Source organism: Nisaea sp. (assembly GCF_965216895.1).
GTDB lineage: Bacteria > Pseudomonadota > Alphaproteobacteria > Thalassobaculales > Thalassobaculaceae > Nisaea.
In genome coordinates this window covers 2979567-3005955 of record NZ_OZ244205.1, presented here as the reverse complement: position 1 = coordinate 3005955, position 26389 = coordinate 2979567, and the positions used below count along the sequence as shown (strand labels likewise).

At 65.5% G+C, this 26389-nt stretch carries 20 protein-coding genes and 1 tRNA gene; 12 read left to right on the top strand and 9 right to left on the bottom strand.

The genetic code is table 11. From position 1 onward, the window contains the following. Entirely contained in the window at positions 1 to 1338 is a 1338-nt protein-coding gene (locus ACOOE1_RS14500; RefSeq protein WP_420402911.1) for an adenylate/guanylate cyclase domain-containing protein, read from the top strand. A 1-nt stretch (position 1339) separates the two neighbouring features. Here ACOOE1_RS14500 and ACOOE1_RS14495 read toward each other — a convergent pair. Beyond that, positions 1340 to 1414 (bottom strand) — tRNA-Gln (locus ACOOE1_RS14495). Between the two features lie 124 nt (positions 1415 to 1538). Between ACOOE1_RS14495 and ACOOE1_RS14490 the strand changes: the two genes are divergently transcribed. The 3 genes from ACOOE1_RS14490 (at position 1539) to ACOOE1_RS14480 (ending at position 5381) form a co-directional block, all read left to right on the top strand. Next, positions 1539 to 1940, top strand: a complete 402-nt coding sequence (locus tag ACOOE1_RS14490; protein WP_420402910.1) for a hypothetical protein — start codon at positions 1539 to 1541, stop codon at positions 1938 to 1940. A gap of 172 nt (positions 1941 to 2112) precedes the next feature. Next, complete coding sequence (locus ACOOE1_RS14485) at positions 2113 to 2940, top strand: hypothetical protein (RefSeq protein ID WP_420402909.1); 828 nt, start codon at positions 2113 to 2115, stop codon at positions 2938 to 2940. Positions 2941 to 3041: 101 nt separating this feature from the next. Continuing rightward, a complete protein-coding gene (locus ACOOE1_RS14480) occupies positions 3042 to 5381 on the top strand; it encodes a peptidoglycan-binding protein (RefSeq protein WP_420402908.1) in 2340 nt (779 codons plus the stop codon). Positions 5382 to 5389: 8 nt separating this feature from the next. Here ACOOE1_RS14480 and ACOOE1_RS14475 read toward each other — a convergent pair whose 3' ends face one another. The 3 genes from ACOOE1_RS14475 to ACOOE1_RS14465 are packed head-to-tail and all read right to left on the bottom strand — an operon-like array spanning position 5390 to position 9680. Next, entirely contained in the window at positions 5390 to 6265 is an 876-nt protein-coding gene (locus tag ACOOE1_RS14475) for a 4-(cytidine 5'-diphospho)-2-C-methyl-D-erythritol kinase (protein WP_420402907.1), read from the bottom strand. Next, positions 6258 to 7988 (bottom strand): tetratricopeptide repeat protein, encoded by a 1731-nt coding sequence (locus ACOOE1_RS14470; RefSeq protein ID WP_420402906.1) that lies wholly within the window; start codon positions 7986 to 7988, stop codon positions 6258 to 6260. The genes ACOOE1_RS14475 and ACOOE1_RS14470 overlap by 8 nt, the downstream gene beginning before the upstream one ends. Positions 7989 to 8045: 57 nt before the next feature. Then, positions 8046 to 9680, bottom strand: coding sequence for an electron transfer flavoprotein-ubiquinone oxidoreductase (locus ACOOE1_RS14465; protein WP_420402905.1), 1635 nt, complete (start codon positions 9678 to 9680; stop codon positions 8046 to 8048). A gap of 111 nt (positions 9681 to 9791) precedes the next feature. Between ACOOE1_RS14465 and ACOOE1_RS14460 the strand changes: the two genes are divergently transcribed. The 3 genes from ACOOE1_RS14460 (at position 9792) to moaB (ending at position 13274) form a co-directional block, all read left to right on the top strand. Further along, positions 9792 to 10631, top strand: a complete 840-nt coding sequence (locus ACOOE1_RS14460) for a uracil-DNA glycosylase (protein WP_420402904.1) — start codon at positions 9792 to 9794, stop codon at positions 10629 to 10631. Between the two features lie 425 nt (positions 10632 to 11056). Next, complete coding sequence (locus tag ACOOE1_RS14455) at positions 11057 to 12736, top strand: transglycosylase SLT domain-containing protein (protein WP_420402903.1); 1680 nt, start codon at positions 11057 to 11059, stop codon at positions 12734 to 12736. Continuing rightward, positions 12723 to 13274, top strand: coding sequence for a molybdenum cofactor biosynthesis protein B (gene moaB / locus ACOOE1_RS14450; RefSeq protein ID WP_420402902.1), 552 nt, complete (start codon positions 12723 to 12725; stop codon positions 13272 to 13274). Before ACOOE1_RS14455 ends, moaB begins: the two co-directional genes overlap by 14 nt. Here the strand turns inward: moaB and ACOOE1_RS14445 are convergent. Both ACOOE1_RS14445 and ACOOE1_RS14440 read right to left on the bottom strand, forming a co-directional pair. Beyond that, positions 13256 to 13849: a TIGR04282 family arsenosugar biosynthesis glycosyltransferase gene (locus ACOOE1_RS14445; protein WP_420402901.1), complete on the bottom strand. Its 594-nt coding sequence runs from the start codon at positions 13847 to 13849 to the stop codon at positions 13256 to 13258. The two genes, moaB and ACOOE1_RS14445, sit on opposite strands and share 19 nt — an antisense overlap. 4 nt (positions 13850 to 13853) lie before the next feature. After that, on the bottom strand, positions 13854 to 14648 hold the full coding sequence (locus tag ACOOE1_RS14440) for a TIGR04283 family arsenosugar biosynthesis glycosyltransferase (RefSeq protein WP_420402900.1): 795 nt from the start codon (positions 14646 to 14648) through the stop codon (positions 13854 to 13856). Positions 14649 to 14759: 111 nt separating this feature from the next. Between ACOOE1_RS14440 and ACOOE1_RS14435 the strand changes: the two genes are divergently transcribed. The 3 genes from ACOOE1_RS14435 to ACOOE1_RS14425 are packed head-to-tail and all read left to right on the top strand — an operon-like array spanning position 14760 to position 17243. Beyond that, positions 14760 to 15818 carry an aminoglycoside phosphotransferase family protein gene (locus ACOOE1_RS14435; protein WP_420402899.1) on the top strand — a complete coding sequence of 353 codons (1059 nt, stop codon included), beginning with the start codon at positions 14760 to 14762 and terminating at the stop codon, positions 15816 to 15818. A gap of 28 nt (positions 15819 to 15846) precedes the next feature. Beyond that, positions 15847 to 16056, top strand: a complete 210-nt coding sequence (locus tag ACOOE1_RS14430; protein WP_420402898.1) for a DUF4169 family protein — start codon at positions 15847 to 15849, stop codon at positions 16054 to 16056. A gap of 11 nt (positions 16057 to 16067) precedes the next feature. After that, positions 16068 to 17243, top strand: coding sequence for a PA0069 family radical SAM protein (locus ACOOE1_RS14425; RefSeq protein ID WP_420402897.1), 1176 nt, complete (start codon positions 16068 to 16070; stop codon positions 17241 to 17243). A gap of 7 nt (positions 17244 to 17250) precedes the next feature. On the opposite strand, the gene ACOOE1_RS14420 is transcribed toward ACOOE1_RS14425, so the two are convergent. Continuing rightward, positions 17251 to 17847 (bottom strand): LysE family translocator, encoded by a 597-nt coding sequence (locus tag ACOOE1_RS14420; RefSeq protein ID WP_420402896.1) that lies wholly within the window; start codon positions 17845 to 17847, stop codon positions 17251 to 17253. 267 nt (positions 17848 to 18114) lie between these two features. On the opposite strand from ACOOE1_RS14420, the gene ACOOE1_RS14415 reads away from it, so the two are divergent. Then, positions 18115 to 18756: a ribonuclease HII gene (locus tag ACOOE1_RS14415; protein ID WP_420402895.1), complete on the top strand. Its 642-nt coding sequence runs from the start codon at positions 18115 to 18117 to the stop codon at positions 18754 to 18756. A 148-nt stretch (positions 18757 to 18904) separates the two neighbouring features. Next, on the top strand, positions 18905 to 19993 hold the full coding sequence (locus ACOOE1_RS14410; protein ID WP_420402894.1) for a site-specific DNA-methyltransferase: 1089 nt from the start codon (positions 18905 to 18907) through the stop codon (positions 19991 to 19993). Here ACOOE1_RS14410 and ACOOE1_RS14405 read toward each other — a convergent pair. Both ACOOE1_RS14405 and ACOOE1_RS14400 read right to left on the bottom strand, forming a co-directional pair. Further along, positions 19959 to 21242, bottom strand: coding sequence for an MFS transporter (locus ACOOE1_RS14405; RefSeq protein WP_420402893.1), 1284 nt, complete (start codon positions 21240 to 21242; stop codon positions 19959 to 19961). The genes ACOOE1_RS14410 and ACOOE1_RS14405 overlap by 35 nt on opposite strands. 16 nt (positions 21243 to 21258) lie before the next feature. After that, complete coding sequence (locus ACOOE1_RS14400; protein ID WP_420402892.1) at positions 21259 to 26118, bottom strand: NAD-glutamate dehydrogenase; 4860 nt, start codon at positions 26116 to 26118, stop codon at positions 21259 to 21261. Positions 26119 to 26389 lie beyond the last annotated feature (271 nt).

Genomic DNA, 26389 nt, shown 5'->3' with positions numbered 1-26389 from the left:
ATGGCGGAGAAGACGGGATGGGAAGGGCCTGAACGGGGGCGCCTTCCGAGCCGCGTGGAAGCGGCCATCCGCGACCAGGAAGCGCAGAACGAGATCCTGATCGGCTGGGTCCAGCTGACCGTCGTGTCGATCTGGTCCGTTCTCTACACGCTCTCGCCGAAGACCTTCGCCGAAACCGCTCGTTTCGAACCGATCCCCTGGGTTCTCAGTGCCTATTTCGCCTTTACGATCCTGCGGTTGGCGCTGTCGTACCGGCGGATGCTGCCGCCCTGGTTCCTCGCCCTCTCGGTGATCGGCGACATTGTGCTGCTGATGGTGACGATCTGGAGTTTTCATCTGCAGTACGAGCAGCCGGCCTCGTTCTACCTGAAGGCGCCGACGGTGCTCTACGTGTTCATTTTCATCGCGCTCCGTTCGTTCCGGCTTGAGGTCGGCTATGTCCTGCTCGCCGGCATCGGCTCGGCGCTCGGCTGGCTCGCTCTGGTGGCCTACGCGATGATCGTCGATCCGAGCGATCCGATGATCACGCGGGACTATGTCGATTACCTGACCTCCAACGCGATCCTGATCGGCGCGGAGTTCGACAAGGTGATCTCGATCCTGATGGTCACCGCGATCCTGGCGGTGGCGATTCATCGCGGCCGGCGCCTGCTCGTCCGTGCCGTCTCCGAGGGCACGGCGGCCCGCGATCTTTCCCGTTTTTTCGCGCCGGAAGTGGCACGCAAGATCACCGCCGCGGAGGCCGAGCTCTCCGCCGGAAGCGGAGAGCATCGCGAGGCGACGATCCTCTATGTCGACATCAGGGGGTTCACCGCCCTGAGCGCACGTCTGGAGCCGCAACAGGTGATCCGCATCCTGGCGGCGTATCAGGCGCTGGTCGGTCCGTTGCTGCGGCGTCATCACGGCAGCATCGACAAGTTTCTCGGTGACGGGGTGCTGGCGACCTTCGGTGCGGCGGAACCGGACGTCGCACACGCGGCGAACGCGCTCCGGGCGATCCGCGAGCTGCTCGCCGCAACCCGGGACTGGACGCCGGATCCCGACCTGTTGGCGCCCGGCGCGCTCAGGATCTGCATGGCCGCCGCCAGCGGCCGTATCGTCTTTGGCGCGGTCGGCGACGGCGAACGGCTGGAATACACGGTAATCGGCGACGCGGTGAACCGGGCGGCGAAGCTCGAGAAACATACCAAGGAGCTCGGCGTGCGGGCCCTGTGCGACGGCGCGACACGGGCACTGGCCACGGCGGCACCGGACCTGCCGGTGCTCGCCGAGATCGGGGAGCGGCCGGTCGAGGGCGCCGAAGGCATGATCGAGATCTATGAAATCCGGGAAGACTGAATGGCTGGGGCGGCAGGATTCGAACCTGCGCATGGCGGTACCAAAAACCGCTGCCTTACCGCTTGGCTACGCCCCAATCGCGCGGGAACATAGTCAGAAAGCGGACTGCTTGCAACCGCTTCGACACCGCGCCCTTAACATTGGCGGTACAAGCGGTTAGACTCCTCAGATCCTTTGGCTTTTCGAGGTTGCAGACGGACATGGCCAAATCGGTGCTGCCATGGAGCCTGAAGGGCGTGTCGCCCGAAGCGCGCGAGATCGCCAAGAAAGCGGCGGCGCAGCAGGGCATGACGATCGGCGAATGGGTGAGCCGCGCGATCCGCGACGTCGGCCCGGAACCCGGCGCGTCGGCCCCGTCGGCCCCGATCCGGCAGGACGACGGAGGGCCTGTTGTCCCAACTCTCGAGGATGAAGAGGCACTGCGGGCAGCCGTGCGGGAGCGGATCTACGCCGCGGAGGAACAGGTCGCCCATGTCGTCGGCCCGCTGCAGGACATCATCGAACGGATGGCCCACCGTCTGACCCGGCTCGAGGAAAACGCGGCAGGATCTTCCGAGGAGACGATGTCTGTTCCGGAGCAGCGCCGTCTCGACGGCTGGTAGATAGGCACTTCCCACTACCTGGACGATTTTCTACCCGGTCATATCCGGTGCGTCGTATCTCGCCGAAGGCGCAGAAATCATTGCGATACCCGGTAACCTTTGGTATTTTTTGCCGGATCGGTCGCCGTCCCGGCGGCGCGACCCTTAAAACAAGCCAAAGGCGGATTGTCGGGTGGCAGGCAAATCTCCGTGGAGTGTGAAAGGCGTCTCGGCTGAAGACCGCGAAGCGGCCAAGATTGCGGCGCGCAAGGCAGGTATGCCGATCGGCGTCTGGCTGAGCGAACAGATTCGCCATGCGGCAAGCGACAAACCTGCCGAGAACAGGCCTGCGGCCACTGAGCCCGAACCTGCGCCCGCTCGGGAGGATCGCTCCTCCTCCGCCGCACGGGGCCCGGAGGGACCGCGTGAACGCCACCGGATCGGCCGGGCCGATCCCCGCTTTGCGTTCGGGCGCGGGCAATGGAGCGTCGCCGAGGAGGCTATCGACGAGGGCATGGTCGCCACCGCCTCTGCCGGATATCCCTGGCAGTTCCGCGGCAGTCCGCATGCGGGCGTTCCGGCGCCGGCTCAACCGCCGATGCCGGCGAATTCCGGTTATCCGCCGCCGGCCCCCCAGATGCAGCACCCGGTTCCGGCGCCGGCTTCCGCTCCGGTCGCCCCCGGATTGTCCGAGGCGGAAGGGGCGGCGCTGTCGAAGCGGGTGGAGACCCTGGAAACGCAGCTGCGGGAGCTCAAATCCAAGGCCGATGCGATGGAGGACAGGACGCTTGCGCGCTTCGAGCCGCTCTTGAGCAAGATCGAGACCCTGACCGCGGAGGTCGAGGCGTTGAATGCGCGGCCGGCGGCCTTGCCGGCGGCGCAGGAATCCTCGTTCTCCACCGCGCCGATCGAGCGCGCGGTGATGCGCCTCTCCGAACGTCTCGGGCGTGTGGAACGCCTGGTTCTGCCTGGGCAGGGCTCTGGCCGCGGCTTCTTTTCGCGTCTTTTCCGTCGCGGGTAGCGCTACCGTTCAGGAGTGTATAAATTGAACGAAAGCGGCGGGTTAGGCGGTATCGGACCGACCACTACTCATGAGCCCAGCCAGTCAACCCAGGAGTGCCGGTGGCCCGCAAGGCGACAACTTGGAGCGTGAAGGGCATCGAGGAAGATGTCCGCGATATCGCACGCACCGCGGCGGAGCGGGAAGAACAGACCATCGGTGCCTGGATCGACTATGCCATCCGGGTCCATGGCGGCCAGCGGCCGCGCGACGGCCGGCCGGACTCCGAACCCGCGGTCACTGATCCGGAAGCGCTCCCGGCTCCCGGTCCCGCACCGGTCGCACCGGGCAGCTCAAATGCCGACGCCTTGCTCGATATCGTTGACGACGAACTGGATGCATCCTCCAGCCGGTTGGACGACGCGCTGCGCCCGATGGGTCTCGCGCTGCTGGATCTGGCCGAGCGGATGGTCGCACTGGAACGCAGTGCTCCGGCACAATCCCGGATCGGCCCGGTTCCCGAGCGGGATCCGGACGCCGAAGCCGAATTTGACGACGATTTCGGACCGGAAGCGCCTCCGGTGGCTGAAGCGGAAGCCCCGTGGCCCGAGCAATATCCGTATCCGTCGGCCGACCCCGGCCTGCCCGCTCCCCCGGTGCACGATCTCGACCCCGGCCTCGACAGTCTCGACATGCCCTTGCTGTCCGGTTCGGAAGGTGCGGGGTCGGACCGCGCGCGGGAAATCGACCGCCGGCTCCGCGCGCTTGCGGGGGCCGTCGACGCGGTGGAGAGCGACCCCCCGCCGCCGACCGGAGACCTCGGCCCGACCGAATACGATCTTGAACCGCCTTCCGGAACGCCGGCCGAGGCGGAACCTCTCGAACTGCCGATGGCGTTCCGCGGCGTTCAGAAGAGCGGCTATGAGTCTCATCCGGGGGCCGGTGCCGAGGAGGCTCGCCGGTCGACGGCGCGGACCCGTCGGCCGAGCCGCCGCCGGCTCGTGCTCGCGGTGGCCGCCGTTGTGCTCTTCACCGCGGCGGGATTCTACGCAATGGCGGATCGCGTCGGGCTCGGGCAGATCAGAGCGGAAATCGAGCGCAACGTCCGCCCCGCGATGAGGATGGCGACAACGGAAGCCTCCGACGTTCTGGAATCGCTGACAGAACAGCTCGAGCCTGTTCTGAGCCGGGCGAGAACCGCACTGTTCGGCGGCGACAAACCCGAACAACCCGGGCAAGCGGCCGATCACCCCGGGACACGCGGACAGGCCCCGGCTCCGGAAACGGCCGGACCCGAGTCGACGAAGATCTCGCCCGAGGTCGAACAGGAGTGGCCGCAGACCGGACTGGCGCCCGCAGAGGAGGAGCCCGGCGCGGCTCCGGCGCATACGGCGCCATCCGCGTCGGCGGGGACGGCCTCGCAGAACGCCGCGAGACCGGTCGAGGATCCGGCCCCGAAATCTGCGCCGCGCCCGGTCCCGGCCGCTCCGGCTGAGATCGAGGTCGCTCCGGAACCGAAAGAGACAGAGCCCGTTCTGGTCCCGGAAGCCGCGCCGGCGAAGACAGTGACCGAGGTGGTGCCGTCCCCTGCGCCGCCCCCTGCGCCTCCCATGCCGGCCCCGCCCGACGGGTCCGCGGGCGGGGCGGAATCGGACAGCCAGGTCGCCGCATTGCCGCCAGAGGCCGGCGGCGCTTCCGAATCCGTGCGCGAGGCGCTGGCGCAACGGGCCGAAGCGGGCGACGCGACCGCGCAGCACGACCTCGCGATCGCCTTTCTCACGGGGAAAGACGGGCCGAAGGACGTCGCGAGAGCGGCGGAGCTGCTCAGGGAGGCGGCGATCCAGGGACTTGCGAGTGCGCAATACAATCTCGCCGTGCTCTACGAGACCGGCCAGGGCGTTCGCAAGGACGATGTGCGGGCCTTGCTCTGGTATCACAGCGCCGCCGAGCAGGGACATCCGAACGCGCAATACAATCTTGGCGTCATGTATGCCGAAGGCCGCGGCATACCGCTCAATTTCGAAGAGGCGGCCCGCTGGTTCCGTGCCGCGGCAAACCAGGGGCTGGCGCGCGCGCTCTATAATCTCGCGATCATGACCGACGAGGGTCTCGGCGTCGCGCAGGACAAGGCTGCCGCCCTGGAGCTCTACCGTGCCGCGGCCGGAGCCGGCGACGATCGCGCCATCGAGCTGCTGGCCGGTAGCGGGGACATCGCGTCGGAGCCGGCGACGCCGCTCGGCGGCGCCGAGGGCGTACAGACCGTCACCACCACCCCGGCCAGTCTCGTCGCGGAGACTCAGGGCGAACTCACCCGTCTCGGATTTTACGACGGACGCCTCGACGGGCTGATGGGCCCGAAGACGCGGAGTGCCATCCGCGCCTTCCAGGAATCCGCCGAGATTCCGCAAAGCGGAGAAGCCAGTCCCGAACTCCTGAAACGACTCAAAGCCGCCACGCCCTGAAGTTCGTGTCAGGCCGGGATATCCAATTCTTCCGCCGACCAGTTCCGAAGCCGGCCCGCATGGAGCCACCATCCCGGGTGGGCCGCTTCGACCAGTTCGGCCGCCTTGTCGCGCCCGGTATCGGTCTCGAACAGGGCGAAGCAGGTTGCCCCGCTGCCGCACAGCCGGGCGCCCAAGACGTCCGGAAGACCCCGAAGGAAGGCGAGCACGGCTTCGATCTCCGGCGCCACGCGGCAGGCGGGCCCCTCCAGGTCGTTCTGTTCGATCGGGCCGCAGTCGGTCTGCGCTCGTTCGAAGGGTATCGGGCCGGCGGCCAACGCCTTGAAGACAGCTCCGGTCGGCACCGGGACACCGGGATTGACGAGCAGGACCGGACGCGGCGGGAACTCCTCCGCGGGCGGATCGAGGTCGGTGCCGGTGCCCCGCATGATCCGGCTGCGGGGGGAGAGGCAGACCGGCACATCGGCGCCGAGGGCCGCGGCAAGGTGCCGGGTTTCCGACTGCATGGCATCGCGCCCGACGAGTGCCGCGAGAAAGCGCAGAATCGCCGCCGCGTCCGCCGATCCTCCGCCGAGCCCGGCGGCCACGGGAATCGACTTTTCCAGATGGATTCGGAGCGCGGGAATGCCCGGAGCGCGGGTGCGAAAACCGGCAATCGCGCGCAGGATCAGGTTGTCTTTCTCGAGAGCGCCTCCGAAGGCGCCGGTCACAGTCAGCGTGTCATCCGCTCCCGGTGCCGGCGACACCGTAATGCTGTCGTGCAGGTCGGCGAAGGCGACGAGGCTGACCAGCTCGTGATAGCCGTCGGGCCGGCGACCGAGAACCCGAAGGCCGAGATTGACCTTGGCGGGTGCTCGCAGCACCCGCGTGCCGAAATCAGCCATTGCCGGGCGATGCGGGCGCGTCGCCCGTGACCAGGCCATCGCGGAGTTTGCGCTCGATTTCGCCGGCAAGGGCGGGCTCCGGATCCATGTCCAGCGAACGGCGCCACTGGTAGGTCGCCTCGAGGCGGCGGCCGACCCGCCAATAGGCATCGCCGAGATGATCGTTGATCACCGCGTCGCCCGGCCGGAGCTGGACCGCACGCTCGAGATGGGTGACGGCCGCCCGGTGCTGCCCGGTCCGGTAAAGCACCCAGCCGAGGCTGTCGACGATGTAGCCGTCGTTCGGGCGTTGCCGCACGGCGCGCTCGATCAGGGACTGCGCCTCTTCGAGGTTGCGGCCCTGCTCGACCCAGGAATAGCCGAGATAATTCATCACGTAGGGCTGTTCCGGCGATAGCTCGAGCGCTTTCAGAAAATCGGCCTCGGCCCGTTCCCATCTCTTGGCCCGCTCGAGCGCGATGCCGCGAGTATAGAACAGCGTCCAGTCGTCGTTCGCCGCCGGACCGAGTTTTTCGAAGGCGGCGTCGTAGGCCTCGATGGCCTCGACCCAGGCCTCGTCCGATCGCAGCGTGTCCGCAAGGCGCACGAGCACCGTTCCGTTGTCCGGATAGGTCCGGGCCAGTTCGCGGAGCACGGAGAGGGCGCCCTCCCGGTTCCCTTCGGCATCCATCGCCGCGGCGGCCCGGAGCCCCGCCATGATGTGATAAATCGAGTCCCGTCCGATCTCCTGGTAGATCGCGAGTGCGTCGCTGTGGCGGTTCCGGTCGTCGAGGATTTCTCCGACCAGCAGGCGGGCGAGCGGGAAGTCGGGCCGCATGTAGAGCGCGAGCTGGGCATAGATCAGGGCGATCTCGCTGCCGCGGTCCCGTTGCAGGGCGCTGGCGATGTCGAAAAGCGCTTCTGCCACGCCGTCCGTCGCCGAAGAGACGAGGCCCTTCGCCGGTCCGCCGGCTTTCGCCGCCGCCAGTGCCGCGTCCAGGGCATCCCTGTTCTGATCGGTGAGATCGCCGCCGGCCAGGATTTCGCGCGCCGCCGTCACGTGACCGGCTCTTGCGTAATGCAACGCGGCTCCGATTCGAAGCCGCGCCGGGGGTCGGTCGAGTGCGGAGAGCGCGGACCGGAACGATTTGTCGAGGGCCTCGAAATCTCCCTTCAGGCTGGCGATGTAGCCGCCGTGAAGGTCCGCGAGGAGTGCGAAGCCACCCTGTCTTCGGATCGCATCCAGATGTTTACCGGTTGCCGTCCAGTTCCCGCTGCCGGCCTCGACCCAGGCAAGGAGCAGGGGGCGCAGGATCTGCGTCAGCCGCGACTCTTCCAGGGCCTCGAGTTGTGTGCGGGCGGCGGCGTAGTCTTCCTTCCGGATGGCGGCGAGGGCGAGGACGAGGCGACCGAACGCGTAACCGTCTTGCCGTTCGACCAGATCAGCGGCCATTTCGAGCGTATCGGCGGTCCTCCCGTCGGAAATCCGCGCGAGGAACGTGCGCTGGGTCAGGCCCGGATTTCCGGGGTCCGCCGCGAGCACGGCGCCGAAACTCTGCGCGGCGGCGGCGAGGTCGCTGTTTCTGTAGGCGTGCAGGGCCTTCAGGTAGTCGCCGGACACGGTGGCACGCGCGGGAACGTCAGGCAGTTTCACCGCCGGATCGGTCACGGCACAGGATGAGAGCGTCACGGCCGCAAGGAACGCCGCTGCGAGGCGTCCGGTTCGCGGTCCTCGTGCAGTCATGTGTCTACCCTCTCGTTTCCGGCTGTCTGGCGATTAAGGCCCCGGGCGTCAGTCGTCCTACATGTTCGGATAGTTAGGTCCGCCCCCGCCTTCGGGAACCACCCAATTGATGTTCTGGGTTGGATCCTTGATGTCGCAGGTCTTGCAGTGGACGCAGTTCTGCGCGTTGATCTGCAGGCGCGGATTGCTGCCGTCATCGTCGCGGACGATCTCGTAGACGCCGGCAGGGCAATAGCGTTGCTCCGGTGCGTCATAGAGCGCGAGATTATGCTCAACCGGGATCGACGGATCCTTAAGGGTAAGGTGCGCCGGCTGGTTTTCCTCGTGGTTGGTGTTGGAGAGGAAGACCGAGGACAGCCGGTCGAAGCTGACCTTCCCGTCCGGCTTCGGATAGGCGATCTTCTCGCAGTGATCCGCCGGCTTCAGGCATTCGTGGTCGTGGTGGTGATGCAGGGTCCAAGGGCTCTTGCCCTTGAACAGGGTCTCGAAACCCGCATTGGCCATGCCCATCAGGAAGCCGGCCTTGAAGCCCGGGCGGATGTTGCGCACCGCCTTCAGCTCGTCCCAGACCCACGACTGTTCCATCCGGGCGCGATAGTCCGTGACCTCCAGACCGGCGCCGGCACCGTCCTTCATGGCGTCGAACAGCGCCTCGGCAGCAGTCATGCCGGACTTCATCGCGGTGTGCGAGCCCTTGATCTTCGGCACATTCAGGAAGCCGGCCGAGCAGCCGAGGATCGCGCCGCCCGGGAAGGTGATCTTCGGGATCGACTGGAAGCCGCCCTCGTTGATCGCACGGGCGCCGTAGGAGATCCGCCGGCCGCCTTCGAAGAAATGGCGGATCTTCGGATGCGTCTTGTAGCGCTGAAATTCTTCGAACGGGCTGAGATGCGGGTTCTCGTAATCCAGCCCGATGACATAACCAACCGCCACCTGGTTGTTCTCCAGGTGATAGAGGAAGGAGCCGCCATACGTGCCGCCGTCGATCGGCCAGCCGACCGTGTGGACGACGAGGCCTTCCTGGTGCACCGCCGGATCGACTTCCCAGAGTTCCTTGATGCCGATGCCGTAGGTTTGCGGATCGACGCCGTCGCGAAGACTGAAACGCTCGAACAGGGTCTTGGTGAGGGACCCGCGCACACCCTCGGCGAAAAGCGTCTGCTTGGCGTGCAGCTCGATGCCCTGGGTGTAATTCGCGGTCTGCTCGCCGTCCTTGCCGATGCCCATGTCGCCGGTCGCGACGCCGCGCACGGCGCCGTTCTCGTCGTAGAGCACTTCGGCAGCGGCGAAGCCCGGATAGATCTCGACGCCCATCCCTTCGGCCTGCTCGGCGAGCCAGCGGCAGACATTGCCGAGGCTGATGATGTAATTGCCGTGATTGTTCATTTGCGGCGGGCAGGGCAGCTGGTATCCGCCATTGCGGGTCAGATACATGAAGCGGTCCTGGGTCACCGGCGTGTTCAGCGGCGCGCCGCGTTCCTTCCAGTCCGGGAAGAGCTCGGCCATCGCGCGCGGCTCCATGACCGCGCCGGACAGGATATGGGCCCCGACCTCGGAGCCCTTCTCGATTACGCAGACACTCAGATCCCGGCCATGTTGCTCCGAGAGCTGACGCAACCGGATCGCGGCCGAAAGGCCGGCAGGACCGGCCCCGACGATTACGACGTCGTATTCCATCGACTCGCGTTCCATGAACCTCTCCAAATCGTTTCTTACACAGGTTAGTGTCTTACTTGGCACAGCTCCCCGGCGTCGACAAGCGACGCGAAGCGGCCTGTGTCACGAATGAGAGACGAGGAACGCGTGAGCCTTTCGCTGGACGAGACAGTACCGGACCCCGAGACCCTGCTGCAGTGGTATGTCGAACTCGGCGCCGACGAGGCGATCGGCGAGGAGCCGGTGGACTGGTTCGCCGCCACTCCATCGACCCCGGTCCAGAGCGCCGCGAGCACCGCCGCGGCGCCCGTTTCGGATCCAAAACGATCTGCGGCCCCCGCGCCGGAAGCGGCTCCACGCCGGGCGCCCGCCGCCGTGGAGCCGCCGTCCGACAATGCGGCCAGTGCTCTCGCTTCGGCGGCGCAAACGCTCGGTGACCTTCGGGCCGCGCTCGAAACCCTTGAGGGCTTCCCGCTGAAGGTCACGGCGACCAACCTCGTGTTCGGAGAGGGTGTCACGCAACCGGACGTGATGTTTATCGGAGAGGCGCCCGGCGCGGACGAGGACCGTCAGGGGCGTCCCTTTGTCGGCGCGAGCGGGCGGTTGCTGGACCGGATGATGCAGTCGATCGGTCTCGATCGGACGGAGAACGCCTATATCACCAACATCCTGCCATGGCGCCCGCCCGGGAACCGGGAACCGACACCGGCGGAGATCGCTACCTGTCTGCCGTTCATCCGACGCCACATCGCGCTGGTTCGTCCGCGCGTCCTGGTTCCGGTCGGAGGGACCTCGGCGAAGACGCTTCTCGACCAGCGTCAGGGCATCATGCGTCTGCGTGGCCGGCAATTCGATTATGTCGGCCCGGATCTTGACGGATCGATTCCGGCGATCCCGCTTTTCCACCCGGCGTTCCTGCTCCGATCTTCCGGTCAAAAGGCGCTTGCATGGCGCGATCTCCTGACAATAAAGCAAATTATTCAGTAATTTACGGTAACGTTTTCGCCTAAATTGGCGAGAATTTCTCCTGTCTGCGAGGGACTGTAATTTTGCCGGTTAACTTATTGAAATCACAGAAAGTAATACCTTGTATTAAGCCTTTACATCAAAATTCAAACTTAAGTAGTTGTGCTGGTTGGCGGGAGGCAGGTACCCGAAATCGCTGCTTGAGATTGCCACATTCTTGCCCTACTTAGCTGGTCATGATGAGAGGTGAAAAACCGACTCGGCACCGTCGAAAGTGGCCATACGTTCAGTTGATCGCAGGTGCGGTCCTGGGTTTGGCCGCTGGGGTATCAGCCAATATCGGGCCGGCTGACGCGGCGGCGCGCAACGACGCGGTTACGTCGCGAGCCTCCTCTCAAAATCATGTCCTTAAGTCCAAATCGGTCGCGCCGCGAATCCGTTTCGAGGTGATCGGCAAAGAGGATATCGCGCGATACGCGAAGATCTTCGAATTGCAGGACGCCGGAGAATGGCGTGCCGCCGACAAGCTGATCGCTGAACTCGACGACGAAGTCCTGATGGGTCACGTGCTTTTTCAGCGTTACATGCACCCAACGGCCTACCGGTCCAAATACAAGGAACTGAAGGACTGGATGGCGCAGTACGCGGACCATCCGGGCGCGCGCAAGATCTATCGCCTGGCACTCCGCCGAAAACCGGGCAACTGGAAGGCGCCGGCGCGCCCGCAGAAAGGTTATTTGACGGGCAGCGGCGCCTCGCAGGTGAATGGCGCGGTCGAGCCGCAGCAGCATCTGGTCCGCAAAGGTCCGAAAATCTCGCGCCAGGGCCGCGGCGTGGTCCGGGAGATCCGGCGTTTCGTGCGCCGGGGTTACCCGACCGGCGGCCTGAAATATCTGAACTCCAAGGCCGGCAACGGCCTCGGCAAGACCGACCGCGCCCATGCGCTGGCCGAGATCGCGCACGGTTATTTCGTCTTCAATGTCGACGAAAAGGCGGTCCGCTACGCGAAGGAGAGCCTGGAGCTTTCCGGCGATCTGATCCCGACCGCGCACTGGACGGCCGGCCTCGCCTATTGGCGACAGGGCGACTACGACGCCGCGTCCGGGCATTTCGAATCTCTTGCCCGCGCTCCGGACGTCTCCCGCTGGGTGAAGGCCGCGGGCGCCTATTGGGCCTCGCGTGCGCATCTGGCGGAGCGGCGTCCGCGTCAGGCGACGCTCTGGCTCGCGCAGGCGGCAACCCACTCGGCGACGTTTTACGGGCTTCTGGCCCGGCGGGCGCTCGGCATCGACATGCCGCTGGACTGGACGCTGCCCGAGCTCAGCGAGGACATCAGGGAGGCGCTCCTAAACGCCCCCGGCGGCCGCCGGACTTTCGCCCTCATGCAGGTCGGCCGCATGGACCTCGCGGAAAAGGAGCTCCGCCGGCTCTATCCGAATATGCCTGACTACATGCATGGCGCGATCATGACCGTCGCGGCCGGCAACGGCATGCCCGGCCTCGCCATGCGCATCGCCGGCATTCTCCGGGCCCGCGGCGACCGGCCCTATTATGCGGCCTTTTACCCGCTTCCGGACTGGCAGCTCGACTCGATCGCCGGAATCGACAAGGCGCTGATCTATGCCATCGCCCGGCAGGAATCGAAATTCAACGCCAGTGCGCGCAGCGGCCGCGGCGCCATCGGTGTCATGCAGATCATGCCCCGCACGGCCGCCTGGGTCGCGAACGACCGCAGTTTCCGCAGCCGCGACGGGCGCAAGGCCTTGATGGACCCGAACCTGAATCTCAAGCTCGGCCAGGAATATGTCGGCCACCTGCTCAAGCAGGACAGCGTGAACGAGGGCCTGTTCCAGCTCCTCGCCGCCTACAATGCCGGCCCCGGCACGCTCCGGAAATGGAACAAGAAGGTCGATTTCAAGCAGGATCCGCTGCTGTTCATCGAATCCATTCCGCGGCATGAAACCCGCGAATTTATCGAGCGGGTGCTGACCAATCTCTGGATGTACCGGCTGCGCCTCGGCCAGCCCGCCCCGTCGCTGGACCACATTGCCGCCGGGTCCTGGCCGCGCTATGAGTCAATCGATCTCACGCAGCAGCCAGGCGACCCGAAACATGCCAGGAATTGACGAGTCCCGTCCCTTTGTTCCCGTCCATATCGCTGTTCTGACCGTTTCCGACACAAGGACGCTCGAGACGGACCGCTCCGGCGACACGCTGGTCGAGCGCCTGACCGGCGCCGGTCATATTCTTGCCGACCGCAGGATCGTGAAGGACGATGTCCCCGGGATTACCGGCCAGCTGCAAAGCTGGATCGAGGATGACGGGATTGACGTGGTGCTGTCCACCGGTGGCACCGGGCTCACCGGGCGCGACGTGACGCCGGAGGCCTTCCGTGCGGTTTTCGAGAAGGAGATCGAGGGCTTCGGGGAACTCTTCCGCTGGATCAGTTATCCGAAGATCGGTACCTCGACGATCCAGTCGCGTGCCATCGCCGGGGTGGCGCGGGGCACCTATCTCTTCGCCCTGCCGGGCTCGACCGGGGCCTGCAAGGATGCCTGGGACGAGATCCTGAAGAACCAGCTCGATATCCGCTTCCGCCCGTGCAATTTCGTCGAGATCATGCCGCGCCTGCGCGAGCACGAGCTCTACGGGCGCTCCGCCTGACCGGTTGCCCTGAGGTCGGCACCCCTATCCACGTCCCTCAGTTTCGCGACCAACCCGATCCGCCGCCCCGGACCGAACCCGCTGAGCGTGTCCGCGAGGGCGTGTTCCGTCGACCAGCGTACGCGCCGGAAGGGGTCGCCGCGATAGCGCGGGGAGAATCCGACCAGCCAGTAGCCGCCGTCCGCCGAGGGGCCGAAGACCGCGTCGTTGCTTCCGAGCTTGCGGAACGCCTCCGCTATGTGGACCGGTTCGATCCCCGGAATGTCGCTGCCGATCAACACAACGGGGCCCCCGCCGAAGGCGCGGAGCGCCCGGAGCATCCGTTGTCCGAGATCGCCGGAAGCCTGGTGGCGGAAGCGCCAGGGCCGCGGCCACGGCCAACGGGCGGCGTGGTGCGGCGTGCCGAAGATCAGGCAGTCCCACTGACCGGTGCGGCCGAGTCGCCTCAGGGTTTCCGAGAGGTTGCGCCGGTACCAGCGGGTTGCCGGATGGCGCCCGATATCGCGGGCGAGGCGGCTCTTGACGAGGCCGGCGCGCGGCGTCTTGGCGAACAGGATCAGGGTCTTGCGGGGCATCGGTTCAGCTGTAGATCCGGGCGATCAGCCGCGGCGGAACGCGGCAGAAAAACAGGGTCAGGCAGAAGAGGTTGCGGAGCGCCCGGCGAAAATATCCGCCGCGGACATAGCGTTCGGCGGAGGTCACGGCGCGGACGTCGAACAAGGCAAGCCGGCTGAGGCCGATCCGGCGGATCAGATCGACATCCTCCATCAGGGGGATCTCCTTGTAGCCGCCGAGACGGCGGTAAAAGCGCCGGTGGAGCAGAAGACCCTGATCGCCATAGGGCAGGCCCAGCCACCGGTTGCGCCAGCGGACGATCCTCTCGAGGCGCCGCGCGGCCGGGCGCTCGTCGTCGAGGGCGAAACTGAAGACCGCGGCCCGCTCGCGGTTGCGCTCGTTGCTGGCGAACACCATGACGCTGGCCGCCCAGCCGCGATCGAGGGCGGTGTCGCCATGCAGGAACAGCAGCCAGTCGCCTTTCGCCGCCCTGGCGCCGGCGGCGAGCTGCGTGCCACGTCCGGGCGGGCTCTCGATCACCCGCGCTCCGGACGCCTCGGCGATCTCCTTCGTGCGATCCGTCGAGCCACCGTCGACGACGACGATTTCGGGCGTAAAACCCGAGCGCGCGGCGCCGGTGAGCGCGTCGAGCGTGCGTCGCAGCCCGTGCTCCGCATTGAGGCACGGGATGACGATGCTGAGTGAGAGGTCCGGCGCCGGGACGCCGATGCGGCGGCCATGCTCGTCGAGCGGCCCAAGCGCGCCCGGCGGCGGAACCCGCCACAGATCCTCGCTCTTCGATGTGCCGCGCTTAACCAAGAACCGACCTTATTTTTCCGTTACTTCGCCCGGTGTGCTAACAGATGCGGATAGAAGTGCGCCTGCTGTCACCGGTGCGCAAGATTAGACCATTTCAGAGCTTTTGCGGCCATGACCACCGATCTCGACCTGCGCAATCTCCATGCCGAGCTGATGAAGCTCAATACTTATCACGGGCTTGCTCTCGAAGATCTGATCAAACTGCCGGAACGCGGCCTCACGCACGATCACGTCTTGCTGGGTGACCGGACCTGGCAGGGGCGCCGGCTGGTGGCCAGGGTGCCGCGCCTGACCCGCCGTGACACGACCCCGGACGAGGCGCTCGCGCTTCAGGCGGAATGCTTCCGCCGCGCCGCGCCGAGCCGCCACACCCCGGCCCTTCACGGCCAGCTCGAGCCAAGCCCGCGACTGCCGAACGGTGCCCTGATCGTGGACGCGGTCGAGGGCAAGGCGCCCCAGCTTCCGCGCGACCTGTCCCAGATCGCGGAGACGCTCGCCAGCGTTCACCGCTTGCCGGTTCCGGAGCACATGTCGCCGCTGGCCCGGCTCGTGCGTCCGATCGAGGCCCTGGTTTCGCTGATCGAGGCACAGGCGGAATTCATCCCGGCGCTGGTCGAGGATCGGGGCGCGCGCACGATCCTCGAGGAGGAGCGCAAATGGGCGCGGGACTTTGCCGCGGAACACGGCAAGACGCCATTGCCGCCGACCCTGGTCCTGACCGATACCCATCCGGGCAATTATGTCGTCCAGAAGGACGGCCGCGCGATTTTCGTCGATATGGAGAAGACCCAGTACGGCAATCCGGCGATCGATCTCGCGCATGCTTCACTGCACACATCGGTGACCTGGGATCCGGAGGTGACGGGCGAGGTCGGCCGGGACGATGTCGTCGATTTCTACGACACCTACAGGACCGCCGTACCGCCGTCGCTGGCGCGCGCGCTGGAGCCCTGGCTGCTGCCATTCCGCCGCCTGACCTGGCTCCGGACCACGACCTGGGGCTGCCGCTGGTATGCGGAGAACGTGGCGCCGGTCTCGAAAGGCGGAGACGGGCAGCGCGACCGGATGCTGAAAGGGGTTCTCGAGCGCTTGCGCCGGATGGCGCGGCGCGAGACCATGGAGCGGGTCCGCGGCGAGTGGCGGGGACCCGACCCGTTGGTATTGGACTGAGTGCCGGCTGGCAGATCCCGAGGAACAGATGAACGGCAAGATCGTCAACCTGCGCCAGGCCCGCAAGCGCAAGGCGCGCGAGGCCGATGCCCGGAGAGCCGAGGAGAACCGGTCGAAATTCGGCCGGACACGCGCCGAACGAGCCGAGGACGAGGCGGATATGGCGCGGCGGGAGCGGCTGTCCGAACGGCACGAACAGCACCGGGTCGACAAGGAGAGTCCGTCCGGGGACTCCTGATTGTTCTTGTTTTGTTCCGGATCCGGGTCTACCATGACGACATGGTCGATGCCGATTTCAGCATGTCGGAAATGCCTGACCCCGACGTTCTGATCCGTTCTCCCGTGAAGGGGCGGGGCGCGGTCACCAATGCGACCGGGCGGTTCGAGCGCGAGCGCCGGGAACGGGTGATCGGCGGCTGGCCCGGCGACAATCCCTTCCAGAGCACGTCACCGGACGGATGGGATGCGGAAAAGCGGCCGAAGACCGAGGTCGCGGTGGATGGCTCGCGCACCATCATCGCCCGCAACCAGTCCCCGGACGTGCCGTTCGACCGCTCGATCAATCCCTACCGCGGCTGCGAGCATGGCTGCATCTACTGCTTCGCGCGTCCCACCCATGCCTATCTCGGCTATTCGCCGGGTCTCGATTTCGAGACCAAACTGCTGGCGAAGCCGGACGCGGCGGGACTGCTGGACACGGCGCTGCGCAAACCCGGATACCGGCCGGCGGTCATGGCGCTCGGCACCAACACCGACCCTTACCAGCCGATCGAGAAGGATCGGCGGATCACCCGCGAGGTGCTTCAGGTGCTCTCGGATTTCGGCCATCCGCTGTCGATCGTGACCAAGTCGGCCCTTGTCACCCGCGATATCGACATCCTGGCGCCGATGGCGGCCCGCGGGCTCGTTTCCGTGGCGCTCAGCATCACCACGCTGAACCGGGATCTTGCCCGCATCATGGAGCCGAGGGCCTCGACCCCTGCCCGCCGCCTCGACGCGGTCCATGCGCTGAAGTCGGAAGGCATCCCGGTGCATGTGCTGGCGGCGCCGGTCATCCCGGCGATCAATGACGGGGAGATCGAGGCGCTGGTCGAGGCCTCGGCGGAAGCGGGCGCACGCGGCATGGGCCACATCCTTCTCCGGCTTCCGCTGGAGATCAAGGAACTGTTCCGCGAATGGCTGGAGGAGCATTTTCCGGACCGGGCGGAGCGGGTCTACTCCCTGATCCGCCAGACCCGGGACGGTGCCCTGTACCGCGCCGAGTGGGGCGAGCGCATGCGCGGCTCGGGTCCCTATGCCGCGTTGATCCACCGCCGCTTCGAGCTGGCGAAGAAGAAGGCCGGCCTGGCGTCGAAATTTCCCCTGCTCCGGACCGACCGGTTTCAGGTACCGCCGCGGGCCGGCGACCAGCTCAGCCTGCTCTAGGCCGTCCTCAGGCCAGGAAGAGCGAGGAGAGCAGCAGCAGGGCGAGCGCGATATTCGCGGCGCGCAGCCGCGTGCCCTGCAACCAGCGGGAAAGTCCCGCGCCGATCCCGGCCCAGGTGAAGCCGGAAATGATCACCGCCGCAAAGAACAGAACGCACATCACCGGCAGACGCGAGGCAATCGCCGGGGAACCGTCCGGAAGCGCGCCGCCGAAGGTCGTGATGGCGCCGGCCGAGATCAGCCAGGCCTTGGGATTGACCCACTGGAATGCTGCGGCCTCGTGAAACCGCATCGGCCTGGCGGGTCTTCCGAGGTTGTTCGCGGAGCCACCTGCGATCTTCCAGGCGAGATAGACGAGGAACGCCATCGAGACATAGCGCAGCCCCTCGAGCAGTCCGGGGACGGCGCTGAGCAGGGACCAGAGGCCGAGCGCGACGGCGGTGATCATTGCCGGAAAGCCGAAGGCCACCCCGAGAATATGCGGCACCGACCGGGCGATGCCGAAATTGACCCCGGAGGTCGCGAAGAGAGTGTTGTTCGGGCCGGGTGTGATGCTCAGGGTCAGAGCGAAAATGGCGAACCCGGCGATCCAGTCTTCAAACATGGTACGGTCCCGTTGGAATCCCCTAGATTATCTCGTCGGGGGCCGTGGGACACGCAAGCCGGAACATGTCACCGATACAATATTTCGGGGATAGTGGCCCGCGTATAACTACTTGTAGCGCCGAGACCGACCATGATGTAAGTCTGGGTCCGAACGGGCGGCGGACCCGGGCCGTCCGGGCCATGGCCTACCCGGTCAACCAAATGAAATTCTTGGATTATTCGGGTAGCTTCGGGACCGGTACTCTGTATCTGAGGAATGAGTTTCTTGCCCGACCTGAGCCTCGAAATCGACGCCGGCAGTAACCTGGGAACGCTCGTCGCGGGGATCGACGAAGTTGGCCGGGGGCCTCTTGCCGGCCCGGTCGCCGCCGCCGCAGCCTGCATTCCGCCGTCGCTCTACGCCGATCCCCTGATCGCCGAAGTCAACGATTCGAAAAAGCTCTCCATCGCCAGACGGGATGCCATCGCGGCCCGGCTTCGGGAGACAATTCCATTCGGGATCGGCATCGCCGAGGTCGAGGAGATCGACCGGATCAACATCCTGCAGGCGACCTTCCTGGCGATGGGACGTGCGGTCGCGGCGCTGACCGCCTCTCTTGGATCCCCCCCGGATCTCTGCCTCGTCGACGGCAACCGGTTGCCGAGACTGGAAATTCCAATGTGGCCGGTGATCAAGGGCGACCAGCGTTCCGCCAGCATCGCCGCCGCCTCGATCATCGCCAAGGTGCATCGCGATGCCATCATGAAGGCGCTTGCCGGGCGGCATCCGGGATACGGATGGGAGCGCAACGCCGGCTACGGAACGGCGGAGCATCGGACAGCAATTGCGACCCTGGGTGTGACGCCGCAGCACCGCCGCTCTTTCCGGCCGGTGCGCGAGGCCGTTTCGGCCGCTCGGACATGCTAGAGATCCGGGCAGGGGCCGGACTTCACACAACATCTGGTGTTTATCTTATAAGTATTTGACTCTATTTAGTAAAAAGATATCGCCGTCTTGACGGGATTCCGCGAATACCGGAGACTCCGCCGATCTTTCCTTGGCACGGACGGACCAAATGACGGCGCAAGACAGGCTGCCGCTGGACCAGATTCTGGTCGGCGACTGCATCGAACAAATCAATAAACTGCCGGAGAAGTCGGTGGATCTGGTATTTGCCGATCCGCCCTACAATCTCCAGCTCCAGGGCGAACTCGTCCGCCCGAACAACTCCGTTGTCGACGCGGTCGACGACCATTGGGACCAGTTCGAGACCTTCCAGGCCTATGACCGTTTCACCCGGGACTGGCTGAATGCCGTGCGCCGGGTCCTGAAGGACGATGGCGGTCTCTGGGTGATCGGCAGCTATCACAATATTTTCCGGGTCGGCGCCACGCTGCAGGATCTCGGCTTCTGGATCCTGAACGACGTGATCTGGCGCAAGACCAACCCGATGCCGAATTTCCGCGGCAAGCGCTTCACCAACGCGCACGAGACCCTGATCTGGTGCGCCAAGAGCGAGTCGAGCAAGCGCTATACTTTCAATTACGAGGCCATGAAGGCCTTCAACGACGACCAGCAGATGCGCAGCGACTGGCTGTTGCCGCTCTGCACCGGTTCCGAGCGCCTGAAGGTCGACGGCCGCAAGGCGCACCCGACGCAGAAGCCGGAAAGCCTGCTTGCCCGCGTGCTGCTCTCGACCTCGCAGCCCGGCGATGTCGTGCTCGACCCGTTCTTCGGTTCCGGCACCACGGGTGCGGTGGCGAAGAAACTCGGCCGGCGCTTCATCGGCATCGAGCGCGAGCAGGACTATGCCGAGATCGCCATGAACCGGATCGCACATGTGAAGCGCATCGAGGACGAGAGCCTGCTGAAGATCGAGAGCAAACGTTCCGAGCCGCGGGTGCCGTTCGGCAACATCGTCGAGCGCGGCATGCTGCGCCCCGGAGAGGTCCTGTTCGATCAGCGCCGCCGCTGGTTCGCCAAGGTGCGTCCGGACGGCTCGCTCGTTTCCGACAGCGCCAAGGGGTCGATCCATTCCGTCGGCGCCGCGGTGCAGGGCGCACCGGCCTGCAACGGCTGGACCTTCTGGTATGTGGAGCGTGGCGGAAACCCGGTTCCGATCGACGTCTTCAGGCAGCAGGTCCGCGCCGAGATGCGGGCCTGACAAACGCGAGCAGGGCAAGGCCGGCGATCCAGAACAGCAGGATCGTCGCCATGCCCCAGCGCTGGCTGTCGAATGCGATCGTGGCCCAGCCGAGCAGGGCCGGGCCGAGAAAGCTCGTCGCCTTGCCCGAAAGCGCATAGAGCCCGAACATCTGCGCGCGGGCTGCTTGCGGCGCCATCTGCGTGAGCAGCGTGCGGCTCGCCGCCTGTGACGGGCCGACGAAGATCCCGAGCGCCAGCGCAAAGACCCAGAACCAGCCGACGTCCTCGACCACCAGAACTGCGAAGCCGAAGCCGATCAGGCCGACGAGCGAGATCGCGATGGTCGGCTTCGCGCCGATCCAGTCGTCGACCCAGGCAAAGAGGAAGGCCCCGAGCCCGGCGGTGACGTTGAGGGCGATGCCGAACTGGATGATCTCGGCGAAGCTCATGCCGAAGGTCCCGGCGGCATAGAGCCCGCCGAACTGGAACAGGGTCGCAAGCCCGTCGGCATAGAGCATGCGGGCAACGAGGAAGATCCAGATATCGGGGTGACGACGCAGCCCGCGCAGTGTCGCCCAAAGCGTCGAGAGCCCCTCGCGCGCCGCCTGGAGGACCGGCAGGGGGACGTGTTCGTCGTCCGGCACATAGCGCAGCAGCGGCATCGAGAAGAGCAGGAACCACGCGGCGGCCAGCAGCGCCGTCGCCCGGACATGTTCCGCCGCGCCCTTGTCGAGCCCGAAAGGCGGCACGTCCGCCTGGACGAAACCGAAGAGCGCAATCAGCAGGCAGACGATGGCGCCGAGATAGCCGAGCGACCAGCCCCAGCCGCCGATGCGGCCGAGTCGTCCGGGCGGGGCGATGCCGCCGAGCATGGCGTTGTAGAAGATGTTCGCGAACTCGGTGCCGATCAGCACGAGACCGACCGCGACGAGCGCGAGCATTGTGTCGCCCGGATCCGGATGGACGAACCAGAGCGCGCTCGCCGCAAGAATTGCCAGCAGGGAAAACCCCGCGACCCAGGGCTTCTTCGGCCCGGATCTGTCGGCGATGGCGCCGAGCACGGGTGCCAGAATGGCGACCGCGAGGCCGGCGATCGTGAGCGCCCGGCTCCAGAGCACCGTCCCCTCGACCTCGTCCCCGACCACGCCGCGGGCGAAATAGGCCGAGAAGACAAAGGTGATGATCACCGTCGGCAGCGGTGAATTCGCCCAGTCGAAAAGACACCAGGAGATCGCCGCGCGGCGCCGCCCCGGATTATCGCGCCCCACTCCCGCGTCCGGCCGTCTAGTGGGCGAGCAGAGAGCGGAACTGGCCGTTGGCGACGGCCAGCATGGAGAGATCGACGCCCTCTGCCGCGCGGAGGTCGGAAAGCAGGCGGCTCATCCGTTCGGACGCTTCCTTCCGCGAGGCGGTCCATCTGTCGATCTTCTTCTCGGCGGACGCTTTCTTCGTCTTGCCGTCGGTGCATTCGTCGAGCACGGTCTGGGCAAGCTGGAACTGGTGATTGTAGAGGTCGTCCACCACGGCCGAGACCGCCATCTTCTGCCAATGCGATTCGGCGACCACGAGGTCGGCCCGTTCCCGGAGCCAGTCGATCGAGAACCTGTTGCCGAGGGCGAAATAGACTTCCGCCACCCGGGGCACGCTCTCTCCGGTCTGCCGGGACAGGCGCACGATGTCGCAACCGGAAACCAGCACATCGGCACTGGCGACCCCGCGCGCGAGTTCCTTCGGAACCCCGGCCGCCTCGTGTCTCGCCGCCTTCTTCGCGATCACGCTCCGATGCGTTTCGGTCAGCACCTTGTCGAGAGTCTGCGTCAGTTCGGCGATGCCCTCGATATAGGTTTCGGTCAGGCTCTGCAGATCGAGCGGCCGGCGTTCGTTGCGCAGGAACCAGACGGCTGCCCGTTCAACCAGATGCTTGATGTCGAGCAGCATAAGGGTCTGCACGTCCGCGGAGACCTTGTTGTCGAGATCCTCCACTGCCGACCAGAGCTGGCGGATGGCGAAGACGTCGCGGGCGACGATATAGGCGCGGGCGATATCCGGGGCGGCGTCGCCGGTCTGCTCACGCACCGCATTGACGAAGGTCGCACCGACCCGGTTGATCATGCTGTTGGAGACATAGGTCGCGATGATCTCGCGCTTCAGCCTGTGCTCCCGGATCACTGATGCCAGCGACTTGTGCACGCGGGCCGGGAAATAGCGGATCAGGTCTCCGGCCAGCATCGGATCGTCCGGCAGGTCGGACGGCAGGATCTCGTCATAGAGTTCCATCTTCGCATAGGCGAGCAACACCGCGAGTTCCGGACGCGTCAGCCCCTGGCCGGCGCTCATCCGCTCCGCCAGGGTCTCGTCGTCCGGCAGGAACTCGACCGCGCGGTTGAGCTTCAGGTGGCTGCGCTCGAGCTCCCGGATCAGCCGGGTCTCGGCGTCGAGCAGGGCGGTGCCCTCTTCCATCGCCATGGTAAGGGCCTGGCTCTGGTCGTAATTGTCCTTCAGCACCAGATCCGCGACCTCGTCGGTCATCTCCTCCAGCAGCTTGTCGCGCTGCTTGCGGGTCATGTCGCCTTCCGTGACCACGCCGCCGAGCAGGATCTTGATGTTCACCTCGTGGTCCGAGCAGTCCACACCGGCGGAATTGTCGATCGCGTCGGTATTGATGCGCCCGCCGCCGAGCGCGAATTCGATCCTCGCCCGCTGGGTCATTCCGAGATTGGCGCCTTCGCCGATCACCTTGGCCCCGACCTCCCGGGCATCGATCCGAAGCGCGTCGTTGGCGCGGTCTCCGGCGTCGGGATTGCTCTCGCCGCTTTCCTTGATGTAGGTCCCGATGCCGCCGAACCAGAGCAGGTCGACCTTTGCCTTGAGCATGGCGCGGATCAGGTCGTTCGGTGTGATCTTGTCGCTCCTGACGCCGAGCACGGTCTTCATCTCCGGCGTCACATCGATCGATTTCGCCGACCGCGGGTAGATCCCGCCGCCCTTCGAGATCAGTTTCGTGTCGTAATCCGTCCAGGTGCTGCGCGGAAGTTCGAACAGGCGCTTGCGTTCGGCCCAGCTCTTCGCCGTGTCCGGGGACGGATCGAAGAAGATGTGCATGTGATTGAAGGCGCCGACAAGACGGATGTGCTTGGACAGCAGCATGCCGTTGCCGAACACGTCGCCGCTCATGTCGCCGACCCCGACAACGGTGAAGTCGGTGGTCTGGATATCGACCCCGATTTCCCTGAAATGGCGCTTGACCGATTCCCAGGCGCCTCTTGCGGTGATGCCCATCTTCTTGTGGTCGTAGCCGGCAGAGCCGCCGGACGCGAAGGCGTCGTCGAGCCAGAAGCCGTAATCCTGTGAGACTCCGTTCGCGATGTCGGAGAAGGTCGCCGTTCCCTTGTCGGCGGCGACCACGAGGTAGGGATCGTTCTCGTCGTGCCTGACGACCATCTCCGGCGGCACGATGTCGGCGCCGGAGATGTTGTCGGTGATGTCCAGCATCCCGCGCATCATGATCTTGTAGCATTCGATCGCTTCGGCCTGCATCGCCTCGCGGCTGCCGTCCGCGGGCGGACGTTTGACCACAAAGCCGCCTTTCGAGCCGACCGGAACGATGACGGCGTTCTTCACCTGCTGTGCCTTCATCAGGCCGAGGATCTCGGTGCGGAAATCCTCACGCCGGTCGGACCAGCGGATGCCGCCGCGGGCGACCCGGCCGCCGCGCAGGTGTACCGCCTCGGCCCGCGGCGAATAGACCCAGATCTCGACCAGCGGGCGCGGCAGCGGCAGGTCCTCGATCATCTGGCTGTCGAGCTTGAAGGAAATATAGGGTTTCGGCTCGCCCGCTTCGTCCAGCTGATAATAGTTCGTGCGCAGGGTGGACTGGATCAGGTTCAGGTAACGGCGGATGATCCGGTCCTGGTCGAGATTGGCGACACTGTCGAGCGCCGCCTCGATCTCCGCCGTGACGGATGCCGCTTCCGAATCCCGTTTCGACCCGTCTTTCGCCGGGTCGAAACGCGCTTCGAAGAGCGTGGCAAGCAGGCGTGCGATCGCCGCGTTCTCCGCCAGGGTCTCTTCCATGTAATCCTGCGAGAAGGTGAAGGCCGCCTGGCGCAGGTATTTCGCGTAGGCGCGCAGCATTGCCACCTGACGCCAGGTGAGGCCGGCCTGCAGGACGAGGATGTTGAAGCCGTCGTCCTCCATCTTGCCGCTCCAGACCGCCTCGAAGGCGTCGTGGAACGGTTGCCGGATTCTGGCGACGTCGACGGCCTGGTCTCCCTTGAGCTGCATCTCGAAATCGTGGATCCAGACCGCGTTGCCGAGATCCCTTGAGGACACTTCGTAGGGCCGCTCGCTGAGCACGCGCACGCCCATGTTCTCGATCATGGGCATCACGTCCGAGAGCGGCACCGGCGTCTCACGATGGAAGAATTTCAGGTGCAGCTCGCGGTCGCCCGAGCCGACCGGCCGGAACAGGTTTATCGCGAGGCGGCCATCGGCCAGGGTTTCCTCGATCCGGTCGATGTCGAAGATCGCACCCTGCGCCGAATAGGTCTCCCTGTAGGAGGAGGGAAACGCATTGCGATACCGCCGCAGCAGGGCATTGCCCTGCTCCTCGCCGCGCGCCTCGATCAGGGCCTGGTGCAGTTTGTCGGCCCAGGATCTGGCGGTATCGGCCAGACGGTGCTCCAGCTCCGCAATATCGACCTCCGGAACCGAACCGCGTTCCGTTGTGATAATGAAATGAAGCCGCGCTAGGACGGATTCCGACATTTGCGTGTAGAACGCCGCGATCGTGCCGTCGAAGGCCTTGGAAAGAATATCCGCGAACCTTTCGCGGATCTGTGTGGTGTAGTGGTCGCGCGGGACGAAAAGAATTACGGAGACGAAACGTTCGAAGGGGTCGGCACGGGCGAACAGCGCCGTCTTCTGCCGTTCCTGGAGATGAAGGATGCCGATCGAGGTGGTGAGAAGGTCGTCCTCGCTCGCCTGGAACAGCTCGTCGCGCGGATAGGTCTCCAGGATGTTGACAAGCGCCTTGGCGTCATGGCTGTCCGGCGCGAAGCCGCCGCGCTGAACGATCCGGTGGACCTTCTGGCGCAGCATCGGGATGTCGCTCGGTCGCTGGTTGTAAGCGACGGAGGTGAACAGCCCGATGAAGCGGTGCTCCCCGGTGACCTTGCCGGTCTGGTCGATCTTCTTGACGATGATCGTGTCCATGTGAACCGCGCGATGGACCCGGGCCTTGCGGTTCGCTTTCATGATCAGCAGCAGATCGGGGCTGGTCAGAAAGCTGCGGACGTCTTCGGGAAGCTGGCCGAGATTGCGCAGTCCGTCGAACACGCCGACATCCGGATTGCGGAGAATGCCGAGGCCCGAACCGTCCACCACCTGCATCTTCGCGGCCTTGCCGCTGCCGACATAGTCGAGCTCGCGATATCCGAGGAAGGTGAAATGGTTGTCCTCGATCCAGCGCAGGAAATCGATGACTTCGCTGACTTCCTCGCGGTTGTGCGGTGTCTGCCGCGCGCCGATTTCCGTCACCACGTCGAGCACTTTCTCGCGCATGGTGCGCCAGTCCTCGACGGACGACCGGACATCCTCGAGGACCGAATGCAGTTCCTCTTCGATCTTGCCGAGAACCTCGGCCGAGGTCTGCTCGGAGACGCGTAGCTGCATGAAGGATTCGCGCAGGTTTCCGTCGCCGGCGGCGCCGTTGTCGAGGATATGTTCCAGCTTGCCTTCGGACGAGCGCTCTACGGCAAGAATCGGGTGAATGACCAGATGCACCGTGAGATCTTTGGACACCAATGCGGTGGTCACGGAATCGACCAGAAACGGCATATCGTCGTTGACGATCTCGATGACGGTGTGCGGGGACTGCCAGCCGGTCGAGTCGAAGCGCGGGTTGTAGGCGCGAATGATTGCGTTTCCGGGCGCGCGGGTCTTGCCGAACTCCCAGATCGAGAGCACCGCCCCCAGCAGATCCTCGGGCTCTTCGTCGAGAATGTCCTGGGGTGCGACATTGGCGTAGAACTGTCGGATGAAGCTTTCCGCTTCCGTCTGTTTGCCCTTGGCGACCCGTTCCTGCAGCAGGGCAATCAGTCCGTCGATCAATTCCTGCTTCAGGGTATGCAGCTTATCGTGCATGCGATTTCCTCCCGCCACCGTAAGTCTGGCCCCACGACCCTGGCTCGAAGGCTACCCCATTTGCCGGTGTCTGAGAAACGTCGAATTATTGAATTTCAGGGACATACCGGTCCCCAAGGTGGACCTTTCGCCAACATGGCGCAATCATTTCGCTGGCCTCCCGTCCGACGGGCTTCGATCCGATTTCCGGACACGGTTAATCGGCAGGCCTTAAGAGATTGGTAATGCGCCGGGGCCCATGATTGGCGAAATACGGTTAGTATTGGATCAG